Source organism: Pseudomonas sp. 10(2024), assembly GCF_045164175.1.
Taxonomy (GTDB): domain Bacteria; phylum Pseudomonadota; class Gammaproteobacteria; order Pseudomonadales; family Pseudomonadaceae; genus Aquipseudomonas; species Aquipseudomonas alloputida.
Genome location: NZ_CP174006.1, coordinates 5,933,996 through 5,959,657, shown reverse-complemented (window position 1 = coordinate 5,959,657; position 25,662 = coordinate 5,933,996). Strand labels below are relative to the sequence as shown.

The 25,662-nt window shown below is 56.5% G+C and carries 22 protein-coding genes; 15 read left to right on the top strand and 7 right to left on the bottom strand.

The annotated features are described in order from the left end of the window. The first annotated feature begins 171 nt into the window (after positions 1-171). From ACI7M0_RS26935 to ACI7M0_RS26910, 6 genes are all read left to right on the top strand, one after another. Positions 172-948: a DeoR/GlpR family DNA-binding transcription regulator gene (locus ACI7M0_RS26935; protein ID WP_003253204.1), complete on the top strand. Its 777-nt coding sequence runs from the start codon at positions 172-174 to the stop codon at positions 946-948. A gap of 3 nt (positions 949-951) precedes the next feature. Then, the gene (gene glmS / locus ACI7M0_RS26930) at positions 952-2,787 is read left to right on the top strand and encodes a glutamine--fructose-6-phosphate transaminase (isomerizing) (protein WP_129931855.1); all 1,836 of its coding nucleotides are present in this window, start codon (positions 952-954) and stop codon (positions 2,785-2,787) included. A 269-nt stretch (positions 2,788-3,056) separates the two neighbouring features. Beyond that, positions 3,057-3,956 (top strand): TnsA endonuclease N-terminal domain-containing protein, encoded by a 900-nt coding sequence (locus tag ACI7M0_RS26925; protein WP_049798467.1) that lies wholly within the window; start codon positions 3,057-3,059, stop codon positions 3,954-3,956. Continuing rightward, positions 3,949-6,117, top strand: coding sequence for a Mu transposase C-terminal domain-containing protein (locus tag ACI7M0_RS26920; RefSeq protein WP_129931854.1), 2,169 nt, complete (start codon positions 3,949-3,951; stop codon positions 6,115-6,117). Before ACI7M0_RS26925 ends, ACI7M0_RS26920 begins: the two co-directional genes overlap by 8 nt. Further along, positions 6,114-7,562 carry an ATP-binding protein gene (locus ACI7M0_RS26915; RefSeq protein ID WP_104886850.1) on the top strand — a complete coding sequence of 483 codons (1,449 nt, stop codon included), beginning with the start codon at positions 6,114-6,116 and terminating at the stop codon, positions 7,560-7,562. The genes ACI7M0_RS26920 and ACI7M0_RS26915 overlap by 4 nt, the downstream gene beginning before the upstream one ends. 24 nt (positions 7,563-7,586) lie before the next feature. Further along, positions 7,587-9,065 carry a TniQ family protein gene (locus ACI7M0_RS26910; protein WP_013974897.1) on the top strand — a complete coding sequence of 493 codons (1,479 nt, stop codon included), beginning with the start codon at positions 7,587-7,589 and terminating at the stop codon, positions 9,063-9,065. Here the strand turns inward: ACI7M0_RS26910 and ACI7M0_RS26905 are convergent. Further along, the gene (locus tag ACI7M0_RS26905) at positions 9,037-9,960 is read right to left on the bottom strand and encodes a TniQ family protein (RefSeq protein WP_129931853.1); all 924 of its coding nucleotides are present in this window, start codon (positions 9,958-9,960) and stop codon (positions 9,037-9,039) included. The genes ACI7M0_RS26910 and ACI7M0_RS26905 overlap by 29 nt on opposite strands. Before the next feature lie 173 nt (positions 9,961-10,133). Here ACI7M0_RS26905 and ACI7M0_RS26900 point away from each other — a divergent pair, with 173 nt between their 5' ends. From ACI7M0_RS26900 to ACI7M0_RS26890, 3 genes are all read left to right on the top strand, one after another. Continuing rightward, positions 10,134-10,604 (top strand): antitoxin Xre/MbcA/ParS toxin-binding domain-containing protein, encoded by a 471-nt coding sequence (locus tag ACI7M0_RS26900; RefSeq protein WP_044047197.1) that lies wholly within the window; start codon positions 10,134-10,136, stop codon positions 10,602-10,604. A 143-nt stretch (positions 10,605-10,747) separates the two neighbouring features. Continuing rightward, complete coding sequence (locus ACI7M0_RS26895; protein WP_044047196.1) at positions 10,748-11,080, top strand: DUF2790 domain-containing protein; 333 nt, start codon at positions 10,748-10,750, stop codon at positions 11,078-11,080. A 136-nt stretch (positions 11,081-11,216) separates the two neighbouring features. Beyond that, entirely contained in the window at positions 11,217-11,405 is a 189-nt protein-coding gene (locus tag ACI7M0_RS26890; RefSeq protein ID WP_016489899.1) for an AbrB/MazE/SpoVT family DNA-binding domain-containing protein, read from the top strand. Between the two features lie 105 nt (positions 11,406-11,510). Here the strand turns inward: ACI7M0_RS26890 and ACI7M0_RS26885 are convergent, their stop codons facing one another. From ACI7M0_RS26885 to ACI7M0_RS26860, 6 genes are all read right to left on the bottom strand, one after another. Further along, positions 11,511-11,966 carry a DUF411 domain-containing protein gene (locus ACI7M0_RS26885; protein WP_177413593.1) on the bottom strand — a complete coding sequence of 152 codons (456 nt, stop codon included), beginning with the start codon at positions 11,964-11,966 and terminating at the stop codon, positions 11,511-11,513. Then, positions 11,956-12,738: a cytochrome c gene (locus ACI7M0_RS26880; RefSeq protein WP_129931852.1), complete on the bottom strand. Its 783-nt coding sequence runs from the start codon at positions 12,736-12,738 to the stop codon at positions 11,956-11,958. Before ACI7M0_RS26880 ends, ACI7M0_RS26885 begins: the two co-directional genes overlap by 11 nt. A gap of 10 nt (positions 12,739-12,748) precedes the next feature. After that, the gene (locus ACI7M0_RS26875; RefSeq protein ID WP_129931851.1) at positions 12,749-13,864 is read right to left on the bottom strand and encodes a copper resistance protein B; all 1,116 of its coding nucleotides are present in this window, start codon (positions 13,862-13,864) and stop codon (positions 12,749-12,751) included. After that, positions 13,854-14,177, bottom strand: coding sequence for a hypothetical protein (locus ACI7M0_RS26870; RefSeq protein WP_129931850.1), 324 nt, complete (start codon positions 14,175-14,177; stop codon positions 13,854-13,856). The genes ACI7M0_RS26875 and ACI7M0_RS26870 overlap by 11 nt, the downstream gene beginning before the upstream one ends. 14 nt (positions 14,178-14,191) lie before the next feature. Continuing rightward, positions 14,192-16,201: a copper resistance system multicopper oxidase gene (locus tag ACI7M0_RS26865; protein ID WP_129931849.1), complete on the bottom strand. Its 2,010-nt coding sequence runs from the start codon at positions 16,199-16,201 to the stop codon at positions 14,192-14,194. Between the two features lie 181 nt (positions 16,202-16,382). Next, positions 16,383-16,589, bottom strand: a complete 207-nt coding sequence (locus tag ACI7M0_RS26860; protein WP_060519770.1) for a co-regulatory protein PtrA N-terminal domain-containing protein — start codon at positions 16,587-16,589, stop codon at positions 16,383-16,385. A gap of 165 nt (positions 16,590-16,754) precedes the next feature. Here ACI7M0_RS26860 and ACI7M0_RS26855 point away from each other — a divergent pair, with 165 nt between their 5' ends. The 6 genes from ACI7M0_RS26855 (at position 16,755) to ACI7M0_RS26830 (ending at position 25,523) form a co-directional block, all read left to right on the top strand. Then, positions 16,755-17,432 carry a heavy metal response regulator transcription factor gene (locus ACI7M0_RS26855; RefSeq protein WP_129931848.1) on the top strand — a complete coding sequence of 226 codons (678 nt, stop codon included), beginning with the start codon at positions 16,755-16,757 and terminating at the stop codon, positions 17,430-17,432. Next, the gene (locus ACI7M0_RS26850) at positions 17,432-18,838 is read left to right on the top strand and encodes a heavy metal sensor histidine kinase (RefSeq protein ID WP_129931875.1); all 1,407 of its coding nucleotides are present in this window, start codon (positions 17,432-17,434) and stop codon (positions 18,836-18,838) included. Before ACI7M0_RS26855 ends, ACI7M0_RS26850 begins: the two co-directional genes overlap by 1 nt. 469 nt (positions 18,839-19,307) lie before the next feature. Continuing rightward, complete coding sequence (locus tag ACI7M0_RS26845) at positions 19,308-20,558, top strand: TolC family protein (RefSeq protein ID WP_129931846.1); 1,251 nt, start codon at positions 19,308-19,310, stop codon at positions 20,556-20,558. Further along, complete coding sequence (locus tag ACI7M0_RS26840; protein WP_129931845.1) at positions 20,555-22,018, top strand: efflux RND transporter periplasmic adaptor subunit; 1,464 nt, start codon at positions 20,555-20,557, stop codon at positions 22,016-22,018. The genes ACI7M0_RS26845 and ACI7M0_RS26840 overlap by 4 nt, the downstream gene beginning before the upstream one ends. After that, positions 22,015-25,173 carry an efflux RND transporter permease subunit gene (locus tag ACI7M0_RS26835; protein WP_129931844.1) on the top strand — a complete coding sequence of 1,053 codons (3,159 nt, stop codon included), beginning with the start codon at positions 22,015-22,017 and terminating at the stop codon, positions 25,171-25,173. Before ACI7M0_RS26840 ends, ACI7M0_RS26835 begins: the two co-directional genes overlap by 4 nt. Next, positions 25,170-25,523, top strand: coding sequence for a copper-binding protein (locus ACI7M0_RS26830; RefSeq protein ID WP_129931843.1), 354 nt, complete (start codon positions 25,170-25,172; stop codon positions 25,521-25,523). Before ACI7M0_RS26835 ends, ACI7M0_RS26830 begins: the two co-directional genes overlap by 4 nt. The last annotated feature ends 139 nt before the right edge of the window (positions 25,524-25,662 follow it).

Here is a 25,662-nt window from a genome sequence, read left to right as displayed (position 1 = left end):
AGCCGACTTATGTGAATAAGTCGGCTTTTTTATTGGCGATTGGCGCTGCCGCGCCAAAAGGACCGCGTCAAAGCAGAGGCAAACAATCCACAGGTCAGCGACAGCTTGACGAATCGCTCGTCTTAGGTTTTGATTGCAACCATTAACTTTCGAATCGAAACTTAAACGCACATGTCGAAACGAAACACACCACAACGGCGACACAATATTCTGGCTTTGCTCAGCGAGCAGGGTGAGGTAAGTGTGGACGCGTTGGCCAAGCGTTTCGCCACCTCGGAAGTGACCATTCGCAAAGACCTCGCCGCCTTGGAAACCAACGGCTTGTTGTTACGCCGCTACGGTGGTGCTGTGCCGGTACCGCAAGAGTTGCTCGGTGAACCGGCACAACCCGTCTCTTCCTATAAAAAGGCCATTGCGCGTGCCGCCGTGGGGCGTATCCGCGAACATGCACGCATTATCATCGACAGCGGCAGCACCACGGCGGCAATGATCCCCGAACTGGGGCGCCAGCCAGGCCTGGTGGTGATGACCAATTCGCTGAATGTGGCCCGTGCAATCTGTGACCTCGAACACGAGCCGGTGCTGCTGATGACCGGTGGCACCTGGGACCCGCATTCCGAATCGTTCCAGGGCCAGGTCGCGGAGCAGGTTCTGCGCTCCTACGATTTCGACCAATTATTCATCGGTGCCGACGGCATCGACCTCGGCCGGGGTACCACCACCTTCAACGAGCTGCTTGGGCTGAGCCGGGTCATGGCCGAAGTTGCCCGTGAAGTGATCGTGATGGTCGAGTCGGACAAGGTGGGGCGCAAGATCCCTAACCTCGAGCTGCCCTGGGGCAGTGTGCACACCCTTATTACAGATGAACGCCTGCCAGCAGCAGCGCGCGAACAAATTCAAGCCCGCGGCATCAACCTGATCTGCGCCGCGATCAGCCAGGAGCAATAAAACATGTGTGGAATCGTTGGTGCTGTCGCCGAGCGTAATATCACAGCCATCCTGATCGAAGGCCTCAAGCGTCTTGAATACCGCGGTTACGACAGCGCCGGTTTGGCTGTACTCACCCAGAACGGTGAACTGCAGCGCCGCCGGCGCATCGGCAAGGTCAGCGAGCTGGAGGTTGCTGTTGCTGATGACCCATTGGCAGGCCAGCTGGGTATTGCCCACACCCGCTGGGCTACCCACGGCGCGCCGACTGAAGGCAACGCCCACCCGCACTTCTCGGGCAATGACGTGGCCGTGGTGCACAACGGCATCATCGAGAACCACGAGGAACTGCGCGAAGAGCTGAAGGGCCTGGGCTATGTCTTCACTTCGCAGACCGATACCGAAGTCATCGTCCACCTGATCCACCACACCCTGAAGAGCCTTCCAGACCTGACCGACGCCCTTAAGGCGGCGGTGAAGCGCCTGCACGGCGCTTACGGCCTGGCGCTGATCAGTGCCAAGCAGCCGGACCGCCTGGTGGCCGCACGCAGTGGTAGCCCGCTGGTTATCGGCCTGGGCCTTGGCGAGAACTTCCTGGCGTCCGACCAGCTGGCGCTGCGTCAGGTTACTGACCGCTTCATGTACCTGGAAGAAGGCGACATCGCTGAAATCCGCCGTGATCAGGTCTCTATCTGGGACCAGCAGGGCAACAAGGTCCAGCGCGAAACCGTGCAATATCACGAAGGTGCCGAGGCTGCTGACAAGGGCGCTTACCGCCACTTCATGCTCAAGGAAATTCACGAGCAGCCAAGCGTTGTTCAGCGCACGCTTGAAGGCCGCCTGGGCAAGGACAATGTGCTGGTCCAGGCCTTTGGCCCGCAAGCTGCCGACCTGTTTGCCAAGGTGCGCAACGTGCAGATCGTTGCCTGTGGCACCAGCTACCACGCCGGTATGGTTGCGCGTTACTGGCTGGAAAGCCTGGCCGGCATCCCTTGCCAGGTAGAAGTGGCCAGCGAGTTCCGTTACCGCAAGGTGGTGGTGCAGCCGGACACTCTGTTCGTCTCCATCTCGCAGTCCGGCGAAACCGCCGATACCCTGGCCGCACTGCGCAACGCCAAGGAGTTGGGTTTCCTTGGCAGCCTGGCGATCTGCAACGTGGGTATCAGCTCGCTGGTACGCGAGTCGGACTTGACCCTGCTGACCTTGGCCGGCCCTGAAATCGGCGTGGCTTCGACCAAAGCGTTCACCACCCAGTTGGTTTCGCTGATGCTGCTGACCCTGGCCCTGGGTCAGGTGCGCGGTACGCTGGAAGCCGGTGTCGAAGCTGAGCTGGTTGAAGAGCTGCGTCGACTGCCAACCCGCCTGGGCGAAGCCCTGGCCATGGATGCCACCGTCGAGAAAATTGCCGAGCTGTTCGCCGACAAGCACCATACCCTGTTCCTCGGCCGCGGCGCGCAGTACCCGGTGGCGATGGAAGGTGCTCTCAAGCTTAAAGAGATCTCCTACATCCACGCCGAAGCTTACCCAGCAGGCGAGCTGAAGCACGGCCCGCTGGCTCTGGTGGACAACGACATGCCGGTGGTTACCGTTGCACCCAACAACGAACTGCTGGAGAAGCTGAAGTCCAACCTGCAGGAAGTGCGTGCCCGTGGTGGCGAGTTGGTAGTGTTCGCCGACGAGCACGCTGGCATGACCAATGGTGAAGGCACCCACGTGATCAAGGTGCCGCACATTGCCGATGCCCTGGCGCCAATCCTGTACACCATCCCGCTGCAGTTGCTGTCTTATTACGTGGCCGTGCTTAAGGGGACCGACGTTGACCAGCCGCGTAATCTGGCCAAGTCGGTGACTGTCGAGTGAAGTCAGGAGGCTTGCTGCAGTTATGTGTTTTTGAATAATAAAGGTTGTCACAAAACAATAAAGGTTGTCACAACGTAATAAAGGTTGTCACAAGGCAGGCTCTGACCGCACATCGGGCCGGAGCCAGGCCTTGGAGATTCGGGTGACAATCCTCTACCCAACGCTGTGACTGTTGTCCTGGCTTAGCCCGCTCTCTGGGGTGTCCCCTGTGCACGACACCTGTCCTCGTCCCGGTCGAGCGGGTCGCCCAATTTTGAGCGACTCGAACAATGGCATCCATGCCCATAGCTCCGGTCAAGGCTGCACATCGCAAGCTGATGACCCAGGCAAAAATAGATAAGAAAATTCAATCGGGTCGTGGGTGTGGAGTCAGAGATTCCTATAAGCCATGGATCAAAGTGTGGGAGATCAAATCAAAGGGTGTCTCTCATATGATCGCGGGGGTTAAAATTCACCGCACACACCACCTGCTGTCCAATGCAGAGCGAGATTACTTAACTGTACTTGAGCACGATGCCTCGATCATCGATATCCGAGAGCAGTATCCTCTGCTGACACAGGCTGAGACCCAAGCAATTGCCTCAAGTATTAACTGTCGCCACCCTGTATATCCTGGCACGCAAATACCTGTCGTTATGACGACGGACTTTCTCGTTACCTTCTTAGATTCCTCTGGCGAAACAAGGCTAGCTGCTCGATCAGTGAAATACCGAAAAGAGTTTGAGCAAGCTGATCTTCAGGCGCGTAATCGAATAGCAGAAAAGCTAGCCATCGAAGAAAAATACTGGGCAATGAGGGGAGTGGACTGGAAGCTGGTCCTGCATGAAAACCTCTCAAAGATAAAATTAGCGAACCTCAAGATTCTCAGGACATACGCCAGTATTCACCCCTCGTTACCGACGGAGAAGAACATCGGCAATTTGCTTGGATACATTGAGGAGGCAAAGACGGATCAAATACCGTTAAAAATTCTTTTGGATAAAGCGTCTCGTGACCTTTACATTGAATATATGGGGGTAAAGCGCCTCTTCCATCACCTGCTATGGAACGGTCGTTTAGAGTCAGATCTTACCTCGAAAATAATAAGCATGTCGCAGCCGTTGCACGTATGGCCGAATCAAAGGTCAGCGGCTTTGTCTCTGCCAAACGAGGTTTCCCATCATGCTTGATCTTAAAATCAACAGCATTGTCACTCCTGGCGAAGAACCTAGCCTACTAAAAAAAGCGGTTCGGATTTTAGGCATAGATGATGATTCTGTAATTGTGATTGAGCTGAGTACGAATCCCAGCAAGCCGTGGCAGATCGAGCGGTCCGTTTTGATTGACGATATTGACGCAGGGCGCGCAATCTTAAGTCGAGAAATGGTGCCCTTACATCTGCTCAGAAGTGATGATGAAATTAGTGAAAATGAAAAATCGAGCCGAAATCGTAACTGGAGCCTTATAAGAGGGTTAGTAGAAGATCGCTCCGCCTTGGAAATTCTTGGACCGGGTTTTGGAAAGCTGGTTGCTAGGCATGCCCTAGAGGCAGGAGTAGAGCGTAAACAGATATACCGGCTTCTATACCGCTACTGGAGCATGGGGCAGACACCTAACGCGTTTCTATGGAACACTAGTGCTTGCGGTGGTCGGGGAAAGAAAAAGGATCGATCCTCAGGCATTATCCCCGGTAGGCCGCGTAAGTATCGTGGTGTCGTTGTCAATGATGGTGGTGCCATCACGCTCGAACCGCGCCATCTCTCTCATATCCGTTTGGCTTACGGGCGGGTTGCTAGCGGCAAATGCGGCACCCTGAAAGATGCACATAAGTGGATGTTAAACAAATTTTATAGAGAGACTCTGCCAGACGGCTCGAAAGGAAATATTGTACGCGGCAGTTACCCGACTACTACCCAGCTCAGATATCACGGTAAGCTTTTTTTCGATGATCTTTATAAACTTAAGGTGCGTGGCGGTTCTGTTCGATACAACAAAGATCATCGTGCTATCGTTGGCGCAGCTTCCCAAGGCCTGATGGGTGCGACCCATCGATATGAGATAGATTCCACCATCGCTGATGTATATTTAGTGCATCGCGTTAACAGGCTATGGCTCATAGGACGCCCCATACTTTATGTGGTCGTCGATACCTTTACTAGAATGATTGTAGGGATTCACGTGGGCCTTGAGGGTCCCAGTTGGAATGGGGCTCGACACGCGATATACAATGCTTGCACCCCAAAGGTCGATTTTTGCAAGCGATACAATGTTGAAATAGATGAGGCTGACTGGCCGTGCTCGCACTTGCCAGTCGAAATTGTTGCTGACCGGGCCGAACTTCTAAGTGAGGCTGGGGCAACGCTGTCGCAAAGCTTGGGACTAGCGGTGCAAATTTTGCCCCCCTTTAGGCCTGATTGGAAAGGGATCATCGAAAGCCGCTTCCGTCTGATCAATGAACACCTGGACTTGAAATTTGTTCCAGGCGGAGTAGATGCTCGTAAAATGGAGCGTGGTGATAGGGACTACCAACTCGATGCGATTTTGGATATCGACGAGTTCACAGAAATGGTTATTGTAGGGGTCTTGGCACACAATAAGAGCCTACGCATACCACACCTATTAAGTCGCGAGATGATTGCCGACGGTATAGAAGCGACGCCTATAGCAGTTTGGAATTGGTCTAAAGCTAATAGTCCTATCAATTCTAAAGTGGTTTCTCCGGCTGAGTTGAAAATTGCTTTACTGCCCTCTCAAGAGTGTCGTATCAGTCGAGGCGGTATTGTTTTCCAAGGCGTCCAATATACATGTCAAACAGCCTTGCGTGAGGAGTGGTTGGAGCGCTCGCACAATCTGCGGACGAAGTATGTTCGAGTATTCTACGATCCTAACTCTATTGAAAATTGTTGGATCAAGTCCGAAGCAGGTTTTGAGGCTTTAACTATTGTACCGCAGCAACGGCAGAAATATGGTGGACTCCGTATGGAGGAGGTTCTTGATATGGTCCATGTCTTGAACCAAGTATCGCCGGATGCCCGTTATGACAGTGACAATACTGCGGCGCTGGTAAGGGGGCGGCAAGAGGAAATCCTTGACCGGGCCAAAGCCAAACGTGCCGCACAGGGTGACCCGAAATCGAATGCAGATTTCAAGCGGGACAAACGTGCCAAGCGTGCGACCGAAGCTCAGACCGAGCGCGATTCCCATACCGCTGATCTGAATCAGCTACGCGTTGTGGATCACACGCCCCTTGCGGGAGAAAATTCTAGGCCAGTCACCGGCAGGCCCAGTTCCACAAGAAGCGCGGCGTTTCTGAAACTGGTAGTCAGCGAGGGTAGCGAGACAGAGACATGAACGATTTGACCTTCTCCCCCGCAGAATATATTCCTACAGGCATGCCTCAATATGATGGCAACCCGCTGATTGAATGCTTGCCTAGAATTCTCTCGGATGTTGATGTGGTGAGGCGTGTTGGGAACCTTCCGCCGAAGCCCGACGAGGCCGAACGAGCGTTGCCACCGAAGCTTCGCGGCCATGGGATCAACCGGCTCAAAGATGTTGTGGTTCCATTCGAAATCCACTTGCGCCTCGAAGACCTATTCAGCCAGCTGATCCGCTACGGCTATTCGGGCCGCAATCCGCTGTTGGCATCATCTGTTAGGCATCGATTGCCTTCCTCAGCAGATGCCAAGCGCCATGGATTCATGTCCACCGCTGAGACGATGACCCTGATTGGCTTGAGTGGTATGGGCAAGACCACAGCGCTTAATTCCATAGCAAGGCTTTATCCGCAGGTGATCAGTCACAGCAGATATAAAGACGCGATTCTCATCGAAACCCAGGTTGTGTGGCTAAAGATTGAGTGCCCTCACGATGGCTCGTTGCGCGGTTTTTGCGCAGCATTCTTCTCTGCACTGGACGCTGCGTTAGGTGTCGAAAAATACTCTCGCAGGGGCGGTGCCGCCAACAGCATCAGCGTAATGCTCCAGCACATCAGTCAGCTGTGCAAAACCTTTTTTATCGGTGCTTTGATAATTGATGAAATGCAGCATCTTTGCTCGTCGCGAGGGGGGCAGGATCGGGAAAAGTTACTGAATTTCTTCGTAACTTTATCCAATGATGCGGGCGTTCCGCTTGTCTATGTAGGGACCAACGCAATGCTTCCGCTTTTTTCTGGTGTGTTGCGTAATGCCCGAAGAGCGGCGGGGATGGGACCAATCGCCTTTGACCGTTTCAGCGAAGACGATCCGTTTTGGCATCACTTGGTGTCCCAACTCTGGGCCTATGACTGGACGGAATCTTGCGCTCCCCTGACGAGTGACCTCCTGTCCAAGATCTATGATCTCACCCAGGGCAATACAGATTTCCTAGCGAAACTGCTTATGCTTGCGCAGCGTCATGTTATTTGGGAAGGAATCGACGCCATTACGCCAGCCGTGCTTCAGCAGGTGTATGACAATCAAATGAGGCTTTTGCACAAGCCCATCGAGGCCCTTCGAAGCGGTGATCCTCTTCAGATTGCTGATTTCGAGGACATGATGCCTACAAAAGACCAAATCGCTCAGATGATGAGCTACGACTTGGCTCGCCGGGCGGACCGGGCTCATCTTTCGCTACTTACACAGACCGCGATAGCACCTTCACCTCTAGCAAAGGACAAATCGGTGCCGAAGGCTCCGAGTCGTACGGTCGTACCGGTTGCTGACGGCGCGTTAACTAACGTGCATTTTTCGAAGGACGAAGACCTTCAGGCTCAGCTCGAACAGCGCGGCTGGGTGGATAGGGATTCTTCCTGGTAATTTGACGCAGGGGAGCTCAGGGCAGTGGCTAACCTTCTGTTCTTCCCCCAGCCGTTTCCGGATGAGTCGCTCTATAGCCTGGCCGTGCGCTATCACAAGCTAGCAGCGAATCAGGGATACCGAGCGACCAGCCAAGAGCTGTTCGGTAGCTACTCGCGTACCTGCGGTTCCATCCTGCCGTGCTGCTTAGAGGCTCTGTCTGAACGTCTCAGAGGCGCCTTCTCTGTAGGAGAGCTGATCGAGCGCTTCACGCTTTTACCGCTTTTTCTGCCTTTTTTGGACGACGAGAAGGGCCGCGATGCTGCCGTTCTAATGGGAGGTAATCGAGGTACAGGCCTCAAGATGGCCTTGGGCATTACAGCATCGCGTTTCCTCCAACACGCCTCGTTTAGGTATTGCGAGAGCTGCGTCAGAGAGGACATTCTGGAGTGCGGCTCAGCTTATTGGCATCGTATTCACCAAGCATCGGGCACTTGCATTTGTCCACGCCACAGCGAAGTACTACAGGCGATTAGATTCCCCGGATGGTCAGATTGGCGTTGTATGTTGCTTCCGGGGGAATCTGCTGGAACGCCGGTTATGGACTGTGGTGACCACAGCGGGGCCGTTGCCATTGCCCACATGCAGCTGTGGGGGCTAGACCATCCCAATGAGATGAAAACGATTCTGGCTGGAAATTTGCTCAGGAACCGTTTGGACGAGATGGGTTTTATCAGGTCTGGACGAATTAGAGAGCAGATGCTGAGAGATTTTTTAACCAGGCGACTTCGGTGCAGTCCTAGCGCCGCCGAATTCGAAGAAATGGTTCGATCCGCTGAGTGGGTCTTTCAGATATTGCGGCGACAAGGTCGAACCGTGCAGCCTTTCAAGTTCTATTTTCTCTGCTGGCTCCTTGATCTAGAGCTGGAGCACCTGAAGACCTACCGTCTAGAGGACGTTAATCGCGCTGGTATTGTGGTCCGGCCTGATGAACCGAATAACCTCATCCCTGACGATGACCTTCACGCCCGGCGAATAGCGTTTGCGAAGAGTACGAATCTCAAATGTCATGACAAGCCGGGCTATCAGTGGTTGTACCGCCACGACAGGGAATGGTTGGCCCGTTATGTTGCTGGGAACCCCTACCACAGAGACCGAAGAATTTTGATCGATTGGCAATCCAGGGACTCGGCCCTTGCGTTGGAGCTCGCTAAAGCGAAGACGATGATTCTTTCTGTAGACGGAAAGCCTCAGCAGGTCACCCGCGCTGCTCTATGTAGGCGTGTCCTAAACGCTCATGCTTTCCTCAAGATGCCGGACCACTTTCCGATGAGCACTAGGTTGATGGCGGGTTTACTTGAGTCTACTCATGACCATCAGCTACGTAAAATCCGGTGGGCAATTCGAGAATACTCGCTGACTGAAAACTGTGCGATGAGTGTTTTATACCGTTATGCAGGAATAAGAATATCTCGCGTATCCGAAGATGAAGTCTTTACGCAGATACGTGACGATATGGATTAGTTTTCATGGCTTCGTGCAAAAGTTTATTGAATATGACTGTTTTCTTCTCCCGCAGCACGTCTTGCTCATCCTTATTATTTAGCAAGTTGAAATAATTTTCAGCGGTGTGGCATCCAAGAAACACATAGATAGGATATTTGTCGCTGGTAGAGATACTGGCATGGGTGAGTCTCGAAGTTATGCCCATTTCTTCGTTGATCAGTTTGGAAATATTCAGCTGGGTTTTTTCGAATGCGCTAGTTCGATTTATCATGAGGCTTGCATATGCGACAAAGTCTGCCATTCTATCCTTGATCATAGGGCCGCTATAGTCCAAAAGGTCTGCGACAAATTTGGCATACATATGACGGTTTGATCCGAATTCTCGCTTTTGACGTTTTGACCATGTGTTAAGCTTGCTGCACTTGGCTAGGTGATTAATCTCGTGCTTTTTCATTGGTATTGAGCAGGTCGGACATGTCTCGATTAGAGCGCGGGCATGAGTACTGCACACCTGTACGGAACCCAATACGTGCCTGCGATGAATATAGGGGCTTCCGCAATTATCCAAGTCTTCGCGAACACAATCTGGACAAACCTTTTCCCAAGTTTTCGGTGTGACGATTGCGGTCGCTCGATGACGCCCGAGGGCAGCTATCATAGGATACAAAGTGTGATCGCTTAAGGCTAGGTCCGAAATCTTGTGCTCGTCTAGCAGCTTTGGGTAATAGAATTCTTGATGCGGCCGCCACTCTGTTTGCAACTTCCCCAAAGTCTTATTAATTCCGAACCCAATACGAGGTTTCGCTTTTATATAGAAATCTTCAGTTTTCAACGATTTAATGCCTAGGAGCTCATTGCCGCGCTTAAGCGCAGATGCGATATATTCTCCAGGTAATGGTGTGAAAATTTTCATGCAATGATGTTCTGGAAGACGAGTGGTATGGCATTTTAGTTAGAAGACACCGGTACTGCATACACGTTAGTGATCGTTTTGGGCTAAGGTGTGAAGGTTAAAGGGCGTCGGGCGTGCTTGGGAATCAAATTTGATCTAGTCTGACAGCCAACGCACAAGAGGAGGTCGATGCAATGAATCCTACAAGCACGCCCCCACCTGTTGAATCGCAGGCTTTTGCACCAACGTTCCACTTGGTTCATACCGACCTTGATGAGTTGAGCCAGCTGGAGCTCCTGCGTCTTGTCCAAACAGGATTTTTTTTCAGCGACGTGAAATGCATGGTCGAGTCCTCAAGCCTATTCAAGGCTCGTAACCTCGTCAGGCGAATCACAGGAATATCGACCAGAAGCGTTCACCGTCTGAGCCATTCCGTTCAGGCCCATCGCCTGGATGCCCAGCAGAGCGCGGTGGCGTTTCAATATGCGAAAGGACTGGAGCTTGCGTCGAAGGTATTTGGCTCTCAGATGCTCGCGGAGCAGTGGCTTTGTCGGCCGTGCGGCCGTTTGATGGGGTTTGTACCCTTCGAGATGCTCGACACGTCGCTCGGATTCAGCGTGGTAGCGGACTATCTTGAGCGTCTTCGCCTGGGTGTCTATCAGTAGTGTGCCTGAGGGGAATTGGTATGCCGTGTAGACGCAACGCTACCTCCATCTGCAAGCCGGACTTACAACCTTGTAATCCCCGTATCACTCAATTGACAGCGACAAAATCCTAATCTTCAGTCACGTCTATTGGAGTGATTGAAATGAAAGTCATCAAAAGCATCGCGGCCATCCTGGCCATAGTGGCCTCCTCAACCGCGCTCGCCGAAGGAGGATCCGACCGTCTATACGGGAAGATGATTCAGGCCAATGAGCAAGCTATGCGAGCTTATGCGGCCGTCAATGATATGAAGCCACCGGAGGTGATCCATTATCGCTACGGGATGCGGCTCGACGTGGCGAGAGTAATCAGCATGACATCGACCAAGGCGAGCTGTGACGTGATGCCAGCACAGATGAACTACGAGGATTCCAATGGAGACCTGAAAATCCTTGAGTACCGGACCGCTGGTATCGGTTGCCGGGGCCAGAACTGAGCACTGATCGAGCGGGCAGGACTTAGGCTGATAAAAGCCGGGTTGAAGCGTCAATTCCGGCGATTGATCGCCTGGTTACCGGCTTTCATGACTGGTGGAGTACGATGAGAATTGGTAGCTCAGGCAGGACAGCCCAATGACTCAATCAGCGCGCACCACGGTCAAGTGCCTTGATCCCGGCGACGGCTCCGGCGATGTGATTGTGGAACTACCCGACGACATTCTGCGCGAGCTCGGGGTCACGACGGGCGACAGACTCTCCATCGAGCTTATCAACGGCGATATCGTACTCAAGCCAGTCCGCGAGCGCCGTGAATCTGATTAGCTACGCTTTGCAGGCCCTCTGTGTCGTCGTGTTGAGCTGATGAAACTTTCTAGCGGGGATTTATGGGACGGCAGTCAGCCTACTGCCGTCCTTCTGGTCGGTGCGTTATTTGGCTGGATAGTTGGCGACTACTTGGTCCTCGCCGCTTTTGGTCAAACCAATAACCTGGTAGGCATGGCTTACACCATCAACCTCCATGCCTGGGGATCCAGCTGGCATTCCTGGCACGGCGATCCCTACCAGATCGTTCCGCTCCTTGAGTTCTCGAATCTGCTCAGCTGGCACGTGACCTTCAACAAACTTTCCGTCAATCACGGCTGTATGGCAGGACGCTAACCGAGGCGCTACGCCCAGCTTCTGTTTCACTGCGCTCATGTCCGTCTCAACATGGTCGGTCACTTTGAAACCATTGGCTTCTAGGTGCGCGATCCACTTCTTGCAGCAACCGCAGTTCGCATCTCGGTGAACGTCGATGGACAATGGCTCGGCGGCGTAGGCCGCCGAGGCCACCAGCAGCCCAGCGATTGCGGCTAGCCGAACGAGTATCCGGTTAGTTGGCATGAGTGTGCTCCTTACCGTCTTTGTGAACATGCGTCTTTGTCGACGATTTCGGGTGGGCGTCCGAATGGGCTTCGGCCGCATTGTGGTCACCGTGATGATCTGCCGCTTGGGCGGCGCCTGCGGGTGCAGCTCCATGGTCGTGAGCTGTCTGAGCATGGTCGTCATCTGCCGCTTCGTCGTGATCGCCACGCTCGGCATGACCGCTCCCGCCGTGCTGGCCCTCATGATTATGCATATCGCTTTCACCGCCGCCGTGCTGATGGCCGCCGCTCGTGGCCACCAACGCCTTGTACTGCTCAGGATTCATTTGGGGCAGTTGGTCAAGGAACGCGACTATTCCCCAGATGTACTCATCACCCATGCTCTTGCCCCAGGCGGGCATGCCGGTGGCTTTGATGCCGTGCTTGATCGTCCAGAATGCGGCAGCCGGGTCGTCTCCGACACCCACCTTGGTGAGGTCAGGTGGCGACGGGTATAGCGCTTGGCTGAGTTCTGTCTTTCCAACGCCAGGGGCGAGGTGGCACCCAATGCACATGGCGTTGTAGTTGCCTGCGCCTGCCTTGATCAACGCAGCATTCTTCAGGTCAGGCACTTCAATGTCTCGCGCTCGAACCTCAATCGACCGGTCGCGAGCCATGGCGAGAAACGAATGGACAGCCGGGAAGTGAGGATCATCGGCGCCGACATTCACCAAGCCGAAATACGCGGTGCCCAATACCGCAGCACTTCCGACAGCACCGGCCACAAGCAGCGTTGTAATTGTTCTTTTCATGTTGGAATTCTCAGAACCACATCCTGATACCGGCAACGAAGCGTGCCTCATCAACATCTCCACCCTCGTCTCGGATGAAGTCAGCGGTTTTGCCGTAGGAGCGGCTCCAGGTAACGCCTATGTACGGGGCAAACTGGCGGACGATTTCATACCGTAGACGCAGCCCGACTTCGGTATTGGCCAGACCCGATCCAACACCGCGCTCAGGATCGTTCTTGCCATAGAAGTTCGCCTCAGCCGTGGGCTGCAAAATCAAGCGATTGGTCAGCAGGATGTCGTATTCGCCTTCAAGACGCGCAGCAGTCTGGCCGTTTTCGCCGATGAACGCCGTAGCTTCGGCCTCGAAGTCATACAAGGCCATGCCCTGAATACCAAAGGCTGCCCAGGTCTGCGGTGATTCCGGTTTGAAATCCTGACGGACCCCGGCGACCACGTCCCACCAAGGACTGACCGAGCGCCCGTATAGCAGTTGCAGCTCAGCATCTTCGGTTACCCCGTTGGTGCGCTCGCCTTCCGACCGAACCCAGAGTCGATTGATGTCGCTACCTACCCAGCCAGATGCATCCCAAGCCAGGGTGCTGCCCTCATCGGCGTCCTGGTATTCGAGCTGGTCCAACAGGAAGAAGCTGTTGATTCCGCTGTCGTGCACCTGGTGGCCACCCAAAGGCGGAAAGGCTGCCTCGCGGTCGGCATCAGTGAGCACTGGAATCGGCGTGCGGCTCGTTGTGGTCGGAGAAGTCGCTGAACCAGGATTCATCTGGGAATGGTCCATGCCCTTCATCGAACCGTGATCCATGCCCTTCATGTTTCCATGGCCCATTTTGCTGTGGTCCATCTTGCTATGGTCCACCGGGCTGGATTTGCTCTGGCTTTGAGCATGCCCCATCTGGCTGTGATCAACAGGGGCAGGCTGTTTCTGCTGTTTGCTCATCCCCATCTTGCTGTGATCCATCGCCGGCATCGATTCGGACGGAGCAGCATCCATTTGCATGGAACCGTGCCCCATTTTCGAATGATCCATGCCCGAGTGATCCATTTCTTCAGCGGCGAAGCTGGGCGTTACGCCCAGCATGCCGATTGAAACAGTCAGGGCCAGCAGCGAAGGCCGCCCAAGGCTATTGACCATCTTTCCCTGCCTTAGCTTTGTCGCTGCCATGCGATTCCATCATTTTGTCGTGGTCCACGCCTTCCATCGAGCCATGGTCCATCCCCTTCATCGAGCCGTGGTCCATACCTTCCATGGACCCATGGTCCATGCCTTCATGGTTCATGCCCTGGCCCTGCTTGTCCTGCGAACCTTTGGCTTTACCGGCCTCGGTGGATTTCTGGGAATGCTGATCGTGGTTGTCGCTAGACCACGACGACGGGGCATAAACAGCCAACATGCCGACCATCGCAGCAGAGAGGAAAAAGGCGCTTCGTTTCATTGGTTTGCTCATCTCAAATCTCCAGTTCATTCGTCCACACGGACTTCTCGGAACATGCCCATTTCCATGTGGAACAGTAGGTGACAGTGATAGGCCCAACGTCCCAAGGCATCTGCGGTGACGCGATAGCTTCGTTTTGAGCCAGGTGGCATGTCGATGGTGTGCTTGCGAACCATGAAGTTGCCGTTCTCGTCCTCCAGATCACTCCACATACCGTGGAGATGGATGGGGTGAGTCATCATGGTGTCGTTGACCAAGGTGATGCGAAGACGCTCGCCATATTTCAACCGCAGCGGTTCAGCGTCGGAGAATTTGATACCGTCGAACGACCATGCGAACTTCTCCATGTGGCCGGTAAGGTGCAGTTCGATTGTGCGTCCAGGCTCTCGACCATCGGGATCGATGAAGGTGCTCCGCAAATCGGCGTAGGTCAGCACTCGGCGCCCGTTGTTGCGCAGGCCAATTCCCGGATCGTTCAGCTTCGGGGTCGGCGACATGGTCTGCATATCGACCAACGGGTTGTTGGTCTCGGAAGTCGGATGGCTCTGCATTGCACCGCTCATGCCGGCCATGCCCTCATGACCCATCCCAGCCATCTTGCTGTGATCCATGCCGGCCATGTTGCCGTGGTCCATTCCAGCCATCTTGCTGTGGTCCATGCCGGCCGTGCTGCCATGGTCCATTCCAGCCATCTTGCTGTGGTCCATGCCGGCCATGTTGCCATGGTCCATTCCAGCCATCTTGCTGTGGTCCATGCCGGCCATGTTGCCGTGATCCATTCCAGCCATCTTGCTGTGGTCCATGCCGGCCATGCTGCCATGGTCCATCCCAGCCATCTTGCTGTGATCCATGCCGGCCATGTTCCCTTGGTCCATGCCAGCCATGCCGCCGTGATCCATTCCGCCCATGCTGCCGTGGTCCATGCCCATATCGCTCATGGCGATGATCGGGCGTGGATCTACCTCCGGTACGGGCGCTTGCAAGCCTTCACGAACCGCCAGGGTGCCTCGGGAGTACCCGGTGCGGTCCATAGATTGCGCGAAGATCGTATAGGCCTGCTCGTTTTCAGGTTCGACGATGACATCGAAGGTTTCGGCAACGGCGATCCGGAACTCATCGACCGATACGGGTTTGACGTACTGGCCGTCGGCAGCCACAACCGTCATCTTGAGCCCAGGAATCCGGACATCGAAATAGGTCATGGCCGAGCCGTTGATGAAGCGCAGACGGATCTTCTCGCCGGGCTTGAAGATGCCCGTCCAGTTGCCGTTCGGCGCTTGGCCGTTCATGAGGTAGGTGTAGGTATACCCACTAACGTCAGCCAGGTCGGTGGGGCTCATCTTCATTTCAGCCCACATCTTCCGATCCGCTACAGCGGCCGACCAGCCTTTCTCGCTCACATCGTCAACGAAGTCGCTAACTGTGCGCTTATGGAAGTTGTAGTAGTCAGATTGCTTCTTGAGTTTGGAGAGCACCCGCGCCGGGTCTTCATCCGTCCAATCGCTGAGCATGACGACATAATCACGGTCGTACACAAACGGCTCCGGATCCTTGGCATCAATCACCAACGCCCCATAGACCCCGGACTGTTCCTGGAGGCCTGAGTGGCTGTGATACCAGTAAGTGCCGTTCTGGTGGACCTTGAACTTGTATTCGTACATGCCATCGGGAGCGATGCCGTGGAAGCTCAAGCCCGGCACACCGTCCATGTTGGCGGGCAGGATGATGCCGTGCCAGTGAATGGAGGTGTCCTGTTTCAGCCGGTTGCGTACGCGCAGCGTCACGGTGTCGCCTTCGCGCCAACGCAGGATCGGCCCTGGCACGGAGCCGTTGATGGCCATGGCCGTACGAGCTGCACCCGTGATGTTGACGGGCAGTTCGCCAATATACAGATCGAAGTCCGTGCCGCTCAGCACGTTCGGTTGGCCAGGGCTTGTCACGGCCCAGACCGGCGCGCGCCACATGCCGAGCCCACCCAGAAGTCCGGTAGCGGCCAGGCCTTTGACGAATGATCGTCTCGTGGTTTTGCTTTGCATGCCGTTGCGTCCAGTCAGGTAGATCGCTGATATCCAGGCTGCTCGATGGCGCAGCCCTTGGGTTCATTGGAGCTCTCACCAGTCTCGTAGACTTTCGCCACTGCGCGAGGCTGATGAGAGGCCGTAGTCTGAAACTGCCATAGTTCAGATTCCGGAGTGATTACATTTCTGTAAGCTCGGATCAGCAGCTTTCGTGGCCGGCATGCTTGCTGGACTGGGCGGCGACTGGCGCCTGCTCTTTCTTCTCCTGCGCAACTTGGAATGCCTGCATGGAGCTTTGGCGAGCCGCTTCCATCCGCGCAAAGGTCCGGTCCGCGCCGCCCTCTGCCAGGGCGATGCCTGCCATGCCGAAGGTAACGACCATCACAATTGCTTTGACCATGTTCATCTGGAGATCCTCAGTGGGTTCTGCGCCTCATGGCGTCAGGTACAGGGTCAAGTTAGCTTCGCGGTGCTGTCAGAAAACTGATCTCGACATTACTTTTCCGTCAGCTTCTGGTTGGACGACTTTTTTCCTGCAAACTGGAGATGCACCCCGCGTGGATGAGAGCAGATGAAATTACTCGTAGCCGAAGATGAGCCAAAAACCGGTGTCTACCTCCAGCAAGGCCTGACAGAAGCTGGCTTCACCGTTGACCGGGTGATGACAGGCACTGACGCCTTGCAACAGGCACAGAGCGAAGCGTATGACTTGCTGATCCTCGACGTGATGATGCCGGGGCTCGATGGCTGGGAGGTCCTGCGCAAGATCCGTGCGGCGGGGCAGGATGTGCCGGTCCTTTTCTTGACAGCCCGAGACGGCGTAGACGACCGCGTGAAAGGCTTGGAACTGGGCGCGGATGATTACCTGGTGAAGCCCTTTGCGTTCTCGGAGCTGCTGGCTCGGGTTCGCACGTTGCTGCGCAGAGGCAACGGTGGTTCTGCTCAAACCACTATGAAGATGGCAGACCTTGAGGTAGACCTGCTCAAGCGTCGAGCTACGCGAAACGGCAAGCGGATTGACCTTACTGCCAAGGAGTTTTCCCTGTTGGAGCTGCTCATGCGCCGTCGCGGCGAGGTCCTCCCAAAGTCGCTGATCGCTTCTCAGGTCTGGGACATGAATTTCGACAGTGACACCAACGTGATCGAGGTCGCGATTCGCCGACTGCGGGCCAAGATTGATGACGACTTCGCGCCAAAGCTCATCCATACCGCCCGAGGCATGGGCTACATGATGGATGTGCCGGAGTGATGCGCCCGCAATCATCGCTCGTCAAGCGACTGACCCTGATGTTCATGTTCGCGGTGACTGCTGTTCTGGTGGTTGCCGGCGTGGCTTTCTACGGGCTCAGTCAGCACCATTTCCGGATGCTGGATGAGCAGGCACTTTCCGAAAAGCTGGAGTCAACGCGTCATATCCTGTCCATCTCAGCAGCGCGAGGCGGGCTCGACGATCAGGAGCAGCAGCTGCGGGCATTGCTCGGCGCACATCAGGATCTATCGGCGAAAATCACCAAGGCTGACGGTACGGTCCTTTTTTCAGACCCCAAAGCCTCCAAAATTCCTCAGCGGTTCGAGCAGGCGCACCGGGGTGCGGTCTGGGAATGGCAGGATGAATCGCAGAACTTTCGCGGCATTACCGCCCAGCTGACCATTGCAGGCGAGCCGGAACCGGTGACGGCCGTGCTGATGCTCAATGTCACCACTCACGCCCATTTCTTTGTCACCCTTCAATGGTGGTTCGGAATTGGCCTGGTGATCAGCGCGATTGTGAGCGCAGGCTTGGGCTGGGTCGTTGCCAAGAGTGGGCTTCGGCCTGTTGGGCAAATCACTAAAGTGGCCACCGGGATGTCGGCAAGATCGCTCCGCGAGCGCATTCCGCTGGAGCCCGTGCCGCTGGAGCTTCAGGAGCTCATCCTGTCTTTCAACGGGATGCTGGGACGGTTGGAGGATGCATTCGTTCGGTTGTCCAACTTCTCTGCCGATATCGCTCACGAGTTGAGAACGCCAGTCAGCAACCTTCTGACCCATACCGAAGTGGTGCTCACCAAGAAGCGTGACCTGGATGCCTATGAGGAAAACCTCTATTCGAACCTGGAGGACCTCAAACGCATGTCGCACATGATCGACGACATGCTTTTCCTCGCCAAGGCGGATAACGGTCTGATCGTGCCCGAGCAGATTGATGTGGAACTCTCCGACCTCGTATCCAAGCTGTTCGAGTACTACCAGTTCCTGGCTGAGGATCAAGGCATCCAGCTGACCCTACACGGGCAGGGTAAGGTTCGTGGCGATCGCCTGATGATTGACCGAGCGCTTTCCAACCTTCTATCCAACGCGTTGCGCTACACCCCGGAAGGCAACGAGATATCAGTGCAGATCGAGCAGACGCCTGAAAGCGTGACGCTTTCCGTGCGTAACAGCGGGGTAACCATCGACCCCCAGCACATTGGCAAGATCTTCGACCGATTCTATCGAGCCGATCCAGCCAGGCGCGAAGGCGGCCCAAGCAATGCAGGCCTGGGGCTGTCGATAACCCGCTCTATCATCGAGGCTCATAGTGGACGAATCTGGTGTACTTCAGCGGAAGGTGTCACAACTTTCTTCATCAGTCTCCCAGCCTCCAAGCGGTTGGTTAGTGCAGCCTCAACCCCTTAATGCTGAACTCATCCCGGTAACCTATACTCGCCCATCATGAATCGGTTCATTCGACTGCTCACCATCCTGATGCTTATCGTGGCGCTTCCGCTTAACGGGATGGCGGGCATCGATTCGGCGACTGAACCTTGCCCAATGCAGGCCATGGGCATGGAAACGATGGCGGGTATGGATCATGACTGCTGCCAGGACCAAGACCTGGGTAAGACTGGCGATCACGCCAAATCCTGCAAGGTCGGCCAGGAGTGCAGGACTGCCAGTACCGTACAGCTCAGCTTCCTGACGCCTGGGCTGACCTTTGCTAAGCCACGACCTGCCGATACCTACGCGGTAGGCATAGCGACAGGCTCTCCCCCCGATCCATGGCGGCCTCCCCGCGTCTGATTCCCTCTTAATTTCACACCGTCGTTCCGCCTAGCAGCGGGGCGATGGCACGCGCCTGGGCGCTGATCTTTCGAGGAATCATTTGATGACTCCCCAACGTTTTCAGGGACGGATAACCACGGCCGTCCTGTTAATACTGCTGCCGGCTGTCTCGGCTCAGGCTGCAACGCTGTCGCTGGATGAAGCGCTGCAACTGGCTGAACGCAACGCTCCCTCTCTACAGGCCCGCCAGGAGCAGGCATCAGCTGCGCGCAGCGCGGTCATTCCAGCGGGCGAACTACCCGATCCGCGCCTGAATCTTGGGGTACAAAACCTGCCGGTTGAAGGCGCCGATCGCTGGAGCATGAACAGAGACTTCATGACCATGCAGGTGGTTGGCCTGTCCCAAGAAGTACCGAACCGGGACAAACGCAAAGCTCGCATAGAGACAGCGCAGGCCACGGTCGAGCGAGCCGATGCCGAGGCGAGCTTCGAACGCTTGAAGGTTAGGGCGGCAACCGCACAGGCTTGGGTTACTGCGTACACCGTGCAGCGAAAGCTTGAACAGTTCGACGCTTTCTACAAAGAGAACCAGCTGCTGGCTTCTACGGTACGAGCGCGCCTGGCCGGAGGCGCAGGCTCAACGGCCGATACGTTGGCTCCCAAACAGGAATTGGCACAGTTGGACGAGCAGAAAGATGTTTTGTTGAGTCAAGCAGCTCAAGCGCGAGCCGCGCTGAAGCGCTGGATTGGGCAGGACGCCGAAGTAGGCGCGCCGACCTTCCCTGTCTGGACTGTAGACGCAGCTGAATACCTGCACTCCGTCCATGCCCATCCGGAGCTCAATACCTACAACGCCATGACACGCGAGGCTCAAGCCCAGGTACACCAGGCTCAGGCGGAAAAGAAATCGGATTGGTCCTGGGGAGTGGATTATCAGCGCCGTGGTCCGGACTTCAGCAATATGGTCAGCCTGCAAGTCAGCTTCCAATTGCCATTGTTCACCAGCTCACGGCAAGACCCGATGATTGCGGCACGACGCGCACAAGTTCGCCAATTGGAAGATGAGCAGGACGCTGCCCTACGCGAGCATCAAGCCCAGCTTGAAACAGACCTTGCCGAGTACCAACGCTTGCAACGGGCAGTGCGGCGCAGTCGCGAAACACTTTTGCCCCTGGCCGAGGACCGGGTACGCCTCGCTCTGGCGGACTACCGCGCCGGTAAGTCGCCGTTGAGTGAAGTGCTGTCGGCACGCCGGCAGCGTGTGGAGGCACTGCTACAGGATGTGGACCTGCAAGGACAGTTGGCGGCAACAGCAGCGCGTCTGCATTTCGTTTATGGAGAGGTGCGGGCATGAGGAATAGGTCGATTGGTTTCGTCGTGGCTGCTGCCCTTGCTATTGGGATAGGCGCGGGCTTCTGGCTAGGTGGGAGAGGTGCGTATTCGCCATCGCAGCCAGTAGGTGAGGAAAAAAAAGCGCTGTACTGGTACGACCCGATGTATCCCCAGCAGCACTTCCCGGCGCCCGGAAAATCGCCGTTCATGGACATGCCGCTCGTGCCCAAGTATTCGGATGACACGGCTGGCGAGGAGCAGCCTGCGGTTCAGGTCTCGGCTGGGCTCCAGCAAAACCTTGGGATTCGATTGGCAACGGTGACGGCTGGCCGGCTAGAACGGACCCTAAGTGTGAGCGGCGTTCTGACGTTCGACGAACGCGACTTCAGCGTGTTGCAGGCCCGTACTGGCGGTTACGTCGAACGCGTCTATGGTCGAGCGACGGGCGACATCGTTGCCAAAGGGGCTCCTCTAGCCGATGTGCTGACCCCGGAGTGGGCGGGTTTGCAGGAGGAATACCTGGCGCTGCGGCATTCCGGTGACGCTCAGCTGACGGCGGCGGCACGACAGCGGCTCGTGCTCGCCGGCATGCCGGCCGACCTGATCAACCGGGTCGCGAGCACTGGGAAGGTGCAGCTTTCGGTCACACTCTCCGCACCCACTGCCGGTGTAATCCAGGCTCTCGATTTGCGACCCGGCATGACGCTGACGCCGGGGGCTACTTTGGCAAGGATCAATGGAGTGGCCAACGTCTGGCTGGAAGCGGCTGTGCCGGAAGCCCAGGCTCAAGGCCTTCGCGAAGGCCAGCCTGTGCAGGCGCAATTGCCAGCGTTCCCAGGCGATCCCATACCGGGCAAGTTGACTGCGCTATTGGCCGATGCCGATTTGCAGAGCCGCACGTTGCGCCTGCGTATCGAGTTGCCCAACCGAGATGGGCGGCTTCGTCCTGGGATGACCGCTCAAGTGGCTCTCCATCCCGGCGAGTCTGCCGAGCAAAGCCTCTTGGTGCCTGCCGAGGCGGTCATCCGCACCGGCAAGCGAGACCTGGTGATGCTGGCTGAAGACGGTGGTCGCTTCCGGCCGGTGGAAGTCGTGTTGGGCCAGGAGAGCAAAGGCCAAGTTGCGGTGTTGCAGGGTCTTCAGGCAGGACAGCGCATCGTCGCGTCCGGGCAATTCCTGTTGGACTCCGACGCTAATTTGAAAGGCATCGAGGCGGCGACGGTGCAGGATAGTCAGCCTAATGCGGGGCCAGCCCTGCATGAAGCGGATGGCCGTGTCGTGCAGATAGACGGCACCCAGCTCACCGTTGCCCACGGTCCTTTCATCACCCTGGGCATGCCAGGGATGACCATGACCTTCCCTGTGGCTGAGCAGTCTCTCCTTGATGGCCTCAAGATCGGTGCGCAGATTCGCTTTGGCATACGCGAACGGGACGAGGGCATGGTCGTTGAGCAGATCAAAGTGTTGGAGGGCCAACCATGATTGCCAAACTGATCCGCTGGTCGGTAGGCAACCGTGTGCTGGTGCTCCTCGCCACGCTGTTTCTGGTGGCATGGGGCTTCGTCTCGGTGCGTAGCCTACCAATCGACGCCTTGCCCGACCTGTCGGACGTGCAGGTGATCATCCGCACGTCCTACCCAGGCCAGGCTCCCCAGATCGTTGAGAATCAGGTGACCTATCCGCTGACCACTACCATGCTCTCGGTTCCGGGGGCCAAAACGGTTCGCGGCTTCTCCGCCTTCGGTGACAGCTTCGTCTATGTGCTGTTCGAGGACGGCACCGATCTGTATTGGGCGCGCTCACGGGTGCTTGAGTACCTGAGCCAGGCGCAATCGCGATTACCTGCGGCAGCCAAGCCGGTACTGGGCCCTGACGCCACCGGGGTGGGCTGGATTTATCAGTATGCGTTGGTCGATCGCAACGGCGGCCATGACCTGTCGCAACTGCGCAGCCTGCAGGACTGGTTCCTGCGCTTTGAACTCAAGACGCTGCCGGATGTCGCTGAGGTGGCCACCATCGGCGGTATGGTCAAGCAGTACCAAGTCGTCCTCGATCCGCTGCGTATGGCCAGCCTCGGTATCACCCAGGCTGAGGTGGTGGAGGCTATAGGCAAGGCCAACCAGGAGACCGGTGGCGGTGTATTGGAGCAAGGCGAAGCGGAACTCATGGTACGTGCGGCCGGTTACCTGCGATCGCTGGATGATTTCAGAGCGATACCCCTGCGACTGGCTACCAAGGGCGTGCCGGTGATATTAGGCGACGTCGCTACGGTGCAGATAGGTCCGGAAGCCCGCAGAGGCATAGGCGAACTGGACGGCCTCGGCGAAGCCGTAGGAGGTGTGGTGATCCTGCGCAGCGGGAAGAATGCTCGTGAGGCCATCGCGCACGTCAAGGCCAAGCTGGAAACCCTGAAGAAAGCCCTGCCAGCCGGGGTGGAACTTGTCACCGTCTACGACCGCAGCCAGTTGATAGACCGTGCCGTGGAGAACCTCAGTCACAAGCTGATCGAGGAATTCGTGGTAGTGGCGTTGGTATGCGCAGCGTTTCTCTGGCACCTGCGCTCGTCGTTGGTGGCTATCGTGTCGCTGCCCGTGGGAATCCTGATTGCGCTGATCGTCATGCGTCATCAGGGCATCAACGCCAACATCATGTCCCTTGGCGGAATCGCTATTGCCATCGGTGCAATGGTGGACGCTGCCGTGGTCATGATCGAGAACGCCCACAAACGTGTTGAGGCTTGGCATGCCCGGCATCCTGGTCAACCGTTGCGAGGCGAAGCGCATTGGAGGGTAATGACAGAGGCGGCCGTCGAGGTAGGACCGGCACTGTTCTTCAGCCTCATGATCATCACGCTTTCGTTCATCCCGGTGTTCACGCTGCAAGCCCAGGAAGGGCGACTCTTTGCACCCCTGGCGTTTACCAAGACCTACGCAATGGCAGCGGCGGCTGGGTTATCAGTGACACTGATACCGGTGCTGATGGGGTACTGGATCAGAGGGCCACTTCCTGCGGAACAGCGCAACCCGCTCAACCGGGGCCTCATCCGGCTGTACCGTCCGGCATTGGAGGTCGTCCTGCGCCGGCCTCTGGTTACCCTCGCTGGAGCATTGCTCATCCTGCTCAGCAGTCTGTGGCCCTTGAATCATCTTGGGGGCGAGTTCCTTCCTCCGCTCGATGAAGGTGATCTGCTCTACATGCCTTCAGCCTTGCCTGGACTCTCGGCGCAGAAAGCTTCAGAGCTGTTGCAGCGAACGGATCGTCTGATTCGCACCGTTCCCGAAGTGGCCAGTGTCTTTGGTAAAGCCGGCCGCGCCGAGTCAGCTACCGACCCGGCACCGCTGGAGATGTTCGAGACCACCGTTCGGCTCAAGCCCAAGAGTGAATGGCGTCCAGGAATGACCACGGAAAAGCTCATCGAGGAGCTTGACCGCACTGTGCGTGTGCCTGGGCTGACCAACATCTGGATCCCGCCCATCCGCAACCGCATCGATATGCTGGCCACCGGCATCAAGAGCCCAATCGGCGCCAAGGTTGCCGGCAGTGACCTGGACCAGATAGACCGGGCTACCCTCGCTGTGGAGCGGGCAGCGAAAAAGGTACCTGGAGTGACTTCGGCGCTGGCAGAGCGTTTGACTGGTGGCCGCTACATTGATCTGGATATCGACCGCCATGGCGCTGCCCGTTACGGTCTGAACATCACCGACGTACAGGCCATCGTGGCCGGCGCCATTGGTGGCGAAACCATCGGGGAAACGGTTGAAGGCTTGGCCCGATATCCCATCAGCGTGCGCTATCCACGCGAATGGCGTGATTCGGTGGAGGCGTTGCGTCAGCTGCCGATCTACACCTCGCAGGGCGGCCAGCTGACGCTCGGCAGCGTGGCGCGCATACGTATCACCGATGGTCCGCCAATGCTGAAGAGCGAGAATGCTCGCCCCTCGGGCTGGGTGTCCATCGATGTGCGCGGCCGGGACCTTTCGTCTGTTGTTGCAGACCTACGCCAAGCGATCGACAGCGAGGTAAAGCTCGATCCAGGTATGAGCTTGAGCTACTCCGGCCAGTTCGAATACCTGGAGCGGGCGAACGCCCGTCTGGCCTGGGTGGTGCCAGCGACGCTGGCCATTATCTTCGTGCTGCTCTACCTGACCTTTGGCCGCCTCGGTGAGGCGCTGCTCATCATGGGCACGCTACCGATCGCGCTAACCGGAGGCGTTTGGCTGCTGTACCTGCTGGGCTACAACCTGTCGGTGGCCACTGGCGTTGGTTTCATCGCCCTGGCCGGCGTAGCGGCGGAGTTTGGGGTGATCATGCTCATCTACCTGAATAACGCTTGGGCTGAGCGTCAGGCCAAAGGCGAAAGCACACGAGCAGCGCTGCTCGACGCGATCCGTGAGGGCGCGGTGCAACGCATCAGGCCCAAGGCAATGACTGTGGCGGTCATCGTTGGAGGCCTGCTTCCCATCCTCTGGAGCAGCGGTACCGGCAGCGAGGTCATGAGCCGCATCGCGGTGCCCATGGTGGGCGGCATGCTCACCGCCCCCTTGCTTTCCCTTTTTGTAATCCCAGCGGCGTACTGGCTGATCCGTCGCCGCGAACTTGCTGTAGCTACCCTCAACCTCTCAGGAGAAATCCAGTGAAAAAGCTAATTGTCATCGCAGGCCTGGTCACCGCTTTCGTCGCCAGTGCGCATGCCCAGGACATGGATGGAATGGACATGAAGAAGATGCCAGCCTCCGCCGAGGGTGGCCAAGGCAGCCAGGCGGCACCCACTGCGCATGCTGAGGGGACAATAAAGGCGCTGGATCCTCAAAGCGGGAAAATCACCTTGGCGCACGGCCCGGTAGCAGAGCTCAAATGGCCGGCGATGACCATGGGCTTCCAAGCTGAGTCTGCACAGCTGAAGGGCTTGAACGTAGGAGACAAGGTGAAATTTGGGTTCCGTATGGAGGGAAGTGTCGCGAAAATCGTGAGCATCCAGAAGCAGTGATTGAAAAGCCTTGGATGATCGGGCACGCCTTCATACCGAGATGATTCGGACAAGCTTACAGAAATGTAATCAATCTTCAGGCCCCCGTCAGGTCGAACGCTACATACCGTCATGAGACGGTGCACTGGCATCTCATCGA

What these genes read in the sequence shown, in the direction of transcription:
- ACI7M0_RS26935 (WP_003253204.1), top strand. Translation starts at nt 172, where the DNA reads ATGTCGAAACGAAACACACCACAACGGCGACACAATATTCTGGCTTTG.
- glmS (WP_129931855.1), top strand. Translation starts at nt 952, where the DNA reads ATGTGTGGAATCGTTGGTGCTGTCGCCGAGCGTAATATCACAGCCATC.
- ACI7M0_RS26925 (WP_049798467.1), top strand. Translation starts at nt 3,057, where the DNA reads ATGGCATCCATGCCCATAGCTCCGGTCAAGGCTGCACATCGCAAGCTG.
- ACI7M0_RS26920 (WP_129931854.1), top strand. Translation starts at nt 3,949, where the DNA reads ATGCTTGATCTTAAAATCAACAGCATTGTCACTCCTGGCGAAGAACCT.
- ACI7M0_RS26915 (WP_104886850.1), top strand. Translation starts at nt 6,114, where the DNA reads ATGAACGATTTGACCTTCTCCCCCGCAGAATATATTCCTACAGGCATG.
- ACI7M0_RS26905 (WP_129931853.1), bottom strand. Translation starts at nt 9,960, where the DNA reads ATGAAAATTTTCACACCATTACCTGGAGAATATATCGCATCTGCGCTT.
- ACI7M0_RS26900 (WP_044047197.1), top strand. Translation starts at nt 10,134, where the DNA reads ATGAATCCTACAAGCACGCCCCCACCTGTTGAATCGCAGGCTTTTGCA.
- ACI7M0_RS26895 (WP_044047196.1), top strand. Translation starts at nt 10,748, where the DNA reads ATGAAAGTCATCAAAAGCATCGCGGCCATCCTGGCCATAGTGGCCTCC.
- ACI7M0_RS26890 (WP_016489899.1), top strand. Translation starts at nt 11,217, where the DNA reads ATGACTCAATCAGCGCGCACCACGGTCAAGTGCCTTGATCCCGGCGAC.
- ACI7M0_RS26885 (WP_177413593.1), bottom strand. Translation starts at nt 11,966, where the DNA reads ATGCCAACTAACCGGATACTCGTTCGGCTAGCCGCAATCGCTGGGCTG.
- ACI7M0_RS26880 (WP_129931852.1), bottom strand. Translation starts at nt 12,738, where the DNA reads ATGAAAAGAACAATTACAACGCTGCTTGTGGCCGGTGCTGTCGGAAGT.
- ACI7M0_RS26875 (WP_129931851.1), bottom strand. Translation starts at nt 13,864, where the DNA reads ATGGTCAATAGCCTTGGGCGGCCTTCGCTGCTGGCCCTGACTGTTTCA.
- ACI7M0_RS26870 (WP_129931850.1), bottom strand. Translation starts at nt 14,177, where the DNA reads ATGAGCAAACCAATGAAACGAAGCGCCTTTTTCCTCTCTGCTGCGATG.
- ACI7M0_RS26865 (WP_129931849.1), bottom strand. Translation starts at nt 16,201, where the DNA reads ATGCAAAGCAAAACCACGAGACGATCATTCGTCAAAGGCCTGGCCGCT.
- ACI7M0_RS26860 (WP_060519770.1), bottom strand. Translation starts at nt 16,589, where the DNA reads ATGAACATGGTCAAAGCAATTGTGATGGTCGTTACCTTCGGCATGGCA.
- ACI7M0_RS26855 (WP_129931848.1), top strand. Translation starts at nt 16,755, where the DNA reads ATGAAATTACTCGTAGCCGAAGATGAGCCAAAAACCGGTGTCTACCTC.
- ACI7M0_RS26850 (WP_129931875.1), top strand. Translation starts at nt 17,432, where the DNA reads ATGCGCCCGCAATCATCGCTCGTCAAGCGACTGACCCTGATGTTCATG.
- ACI7M0_RS26845 (WP_129931846.1), top strand. Translation starts at nt 19,308, where the DNA reads ATGACTCCCCAACGTTTTCAGGGACGGATAACCACGGCCGTCCTGTTA.
- ACI7M0_RS26840 (WP_129931845.1), top strand. Translation starts at nt 20,555, where the DNA reads ATGAGGAATAGGTCGATTGGTTTCGTCGTGGCTGCTGCCCTTGCTATT.
- ACI7M0_RS26835 (WP_129931844.1), top strand. Translation starts at nt 22,015, where the DNA reads ATGATTGCCAAACTGATCCGCTGGTCGGTAGGCAACCGTGTGCTGGTG.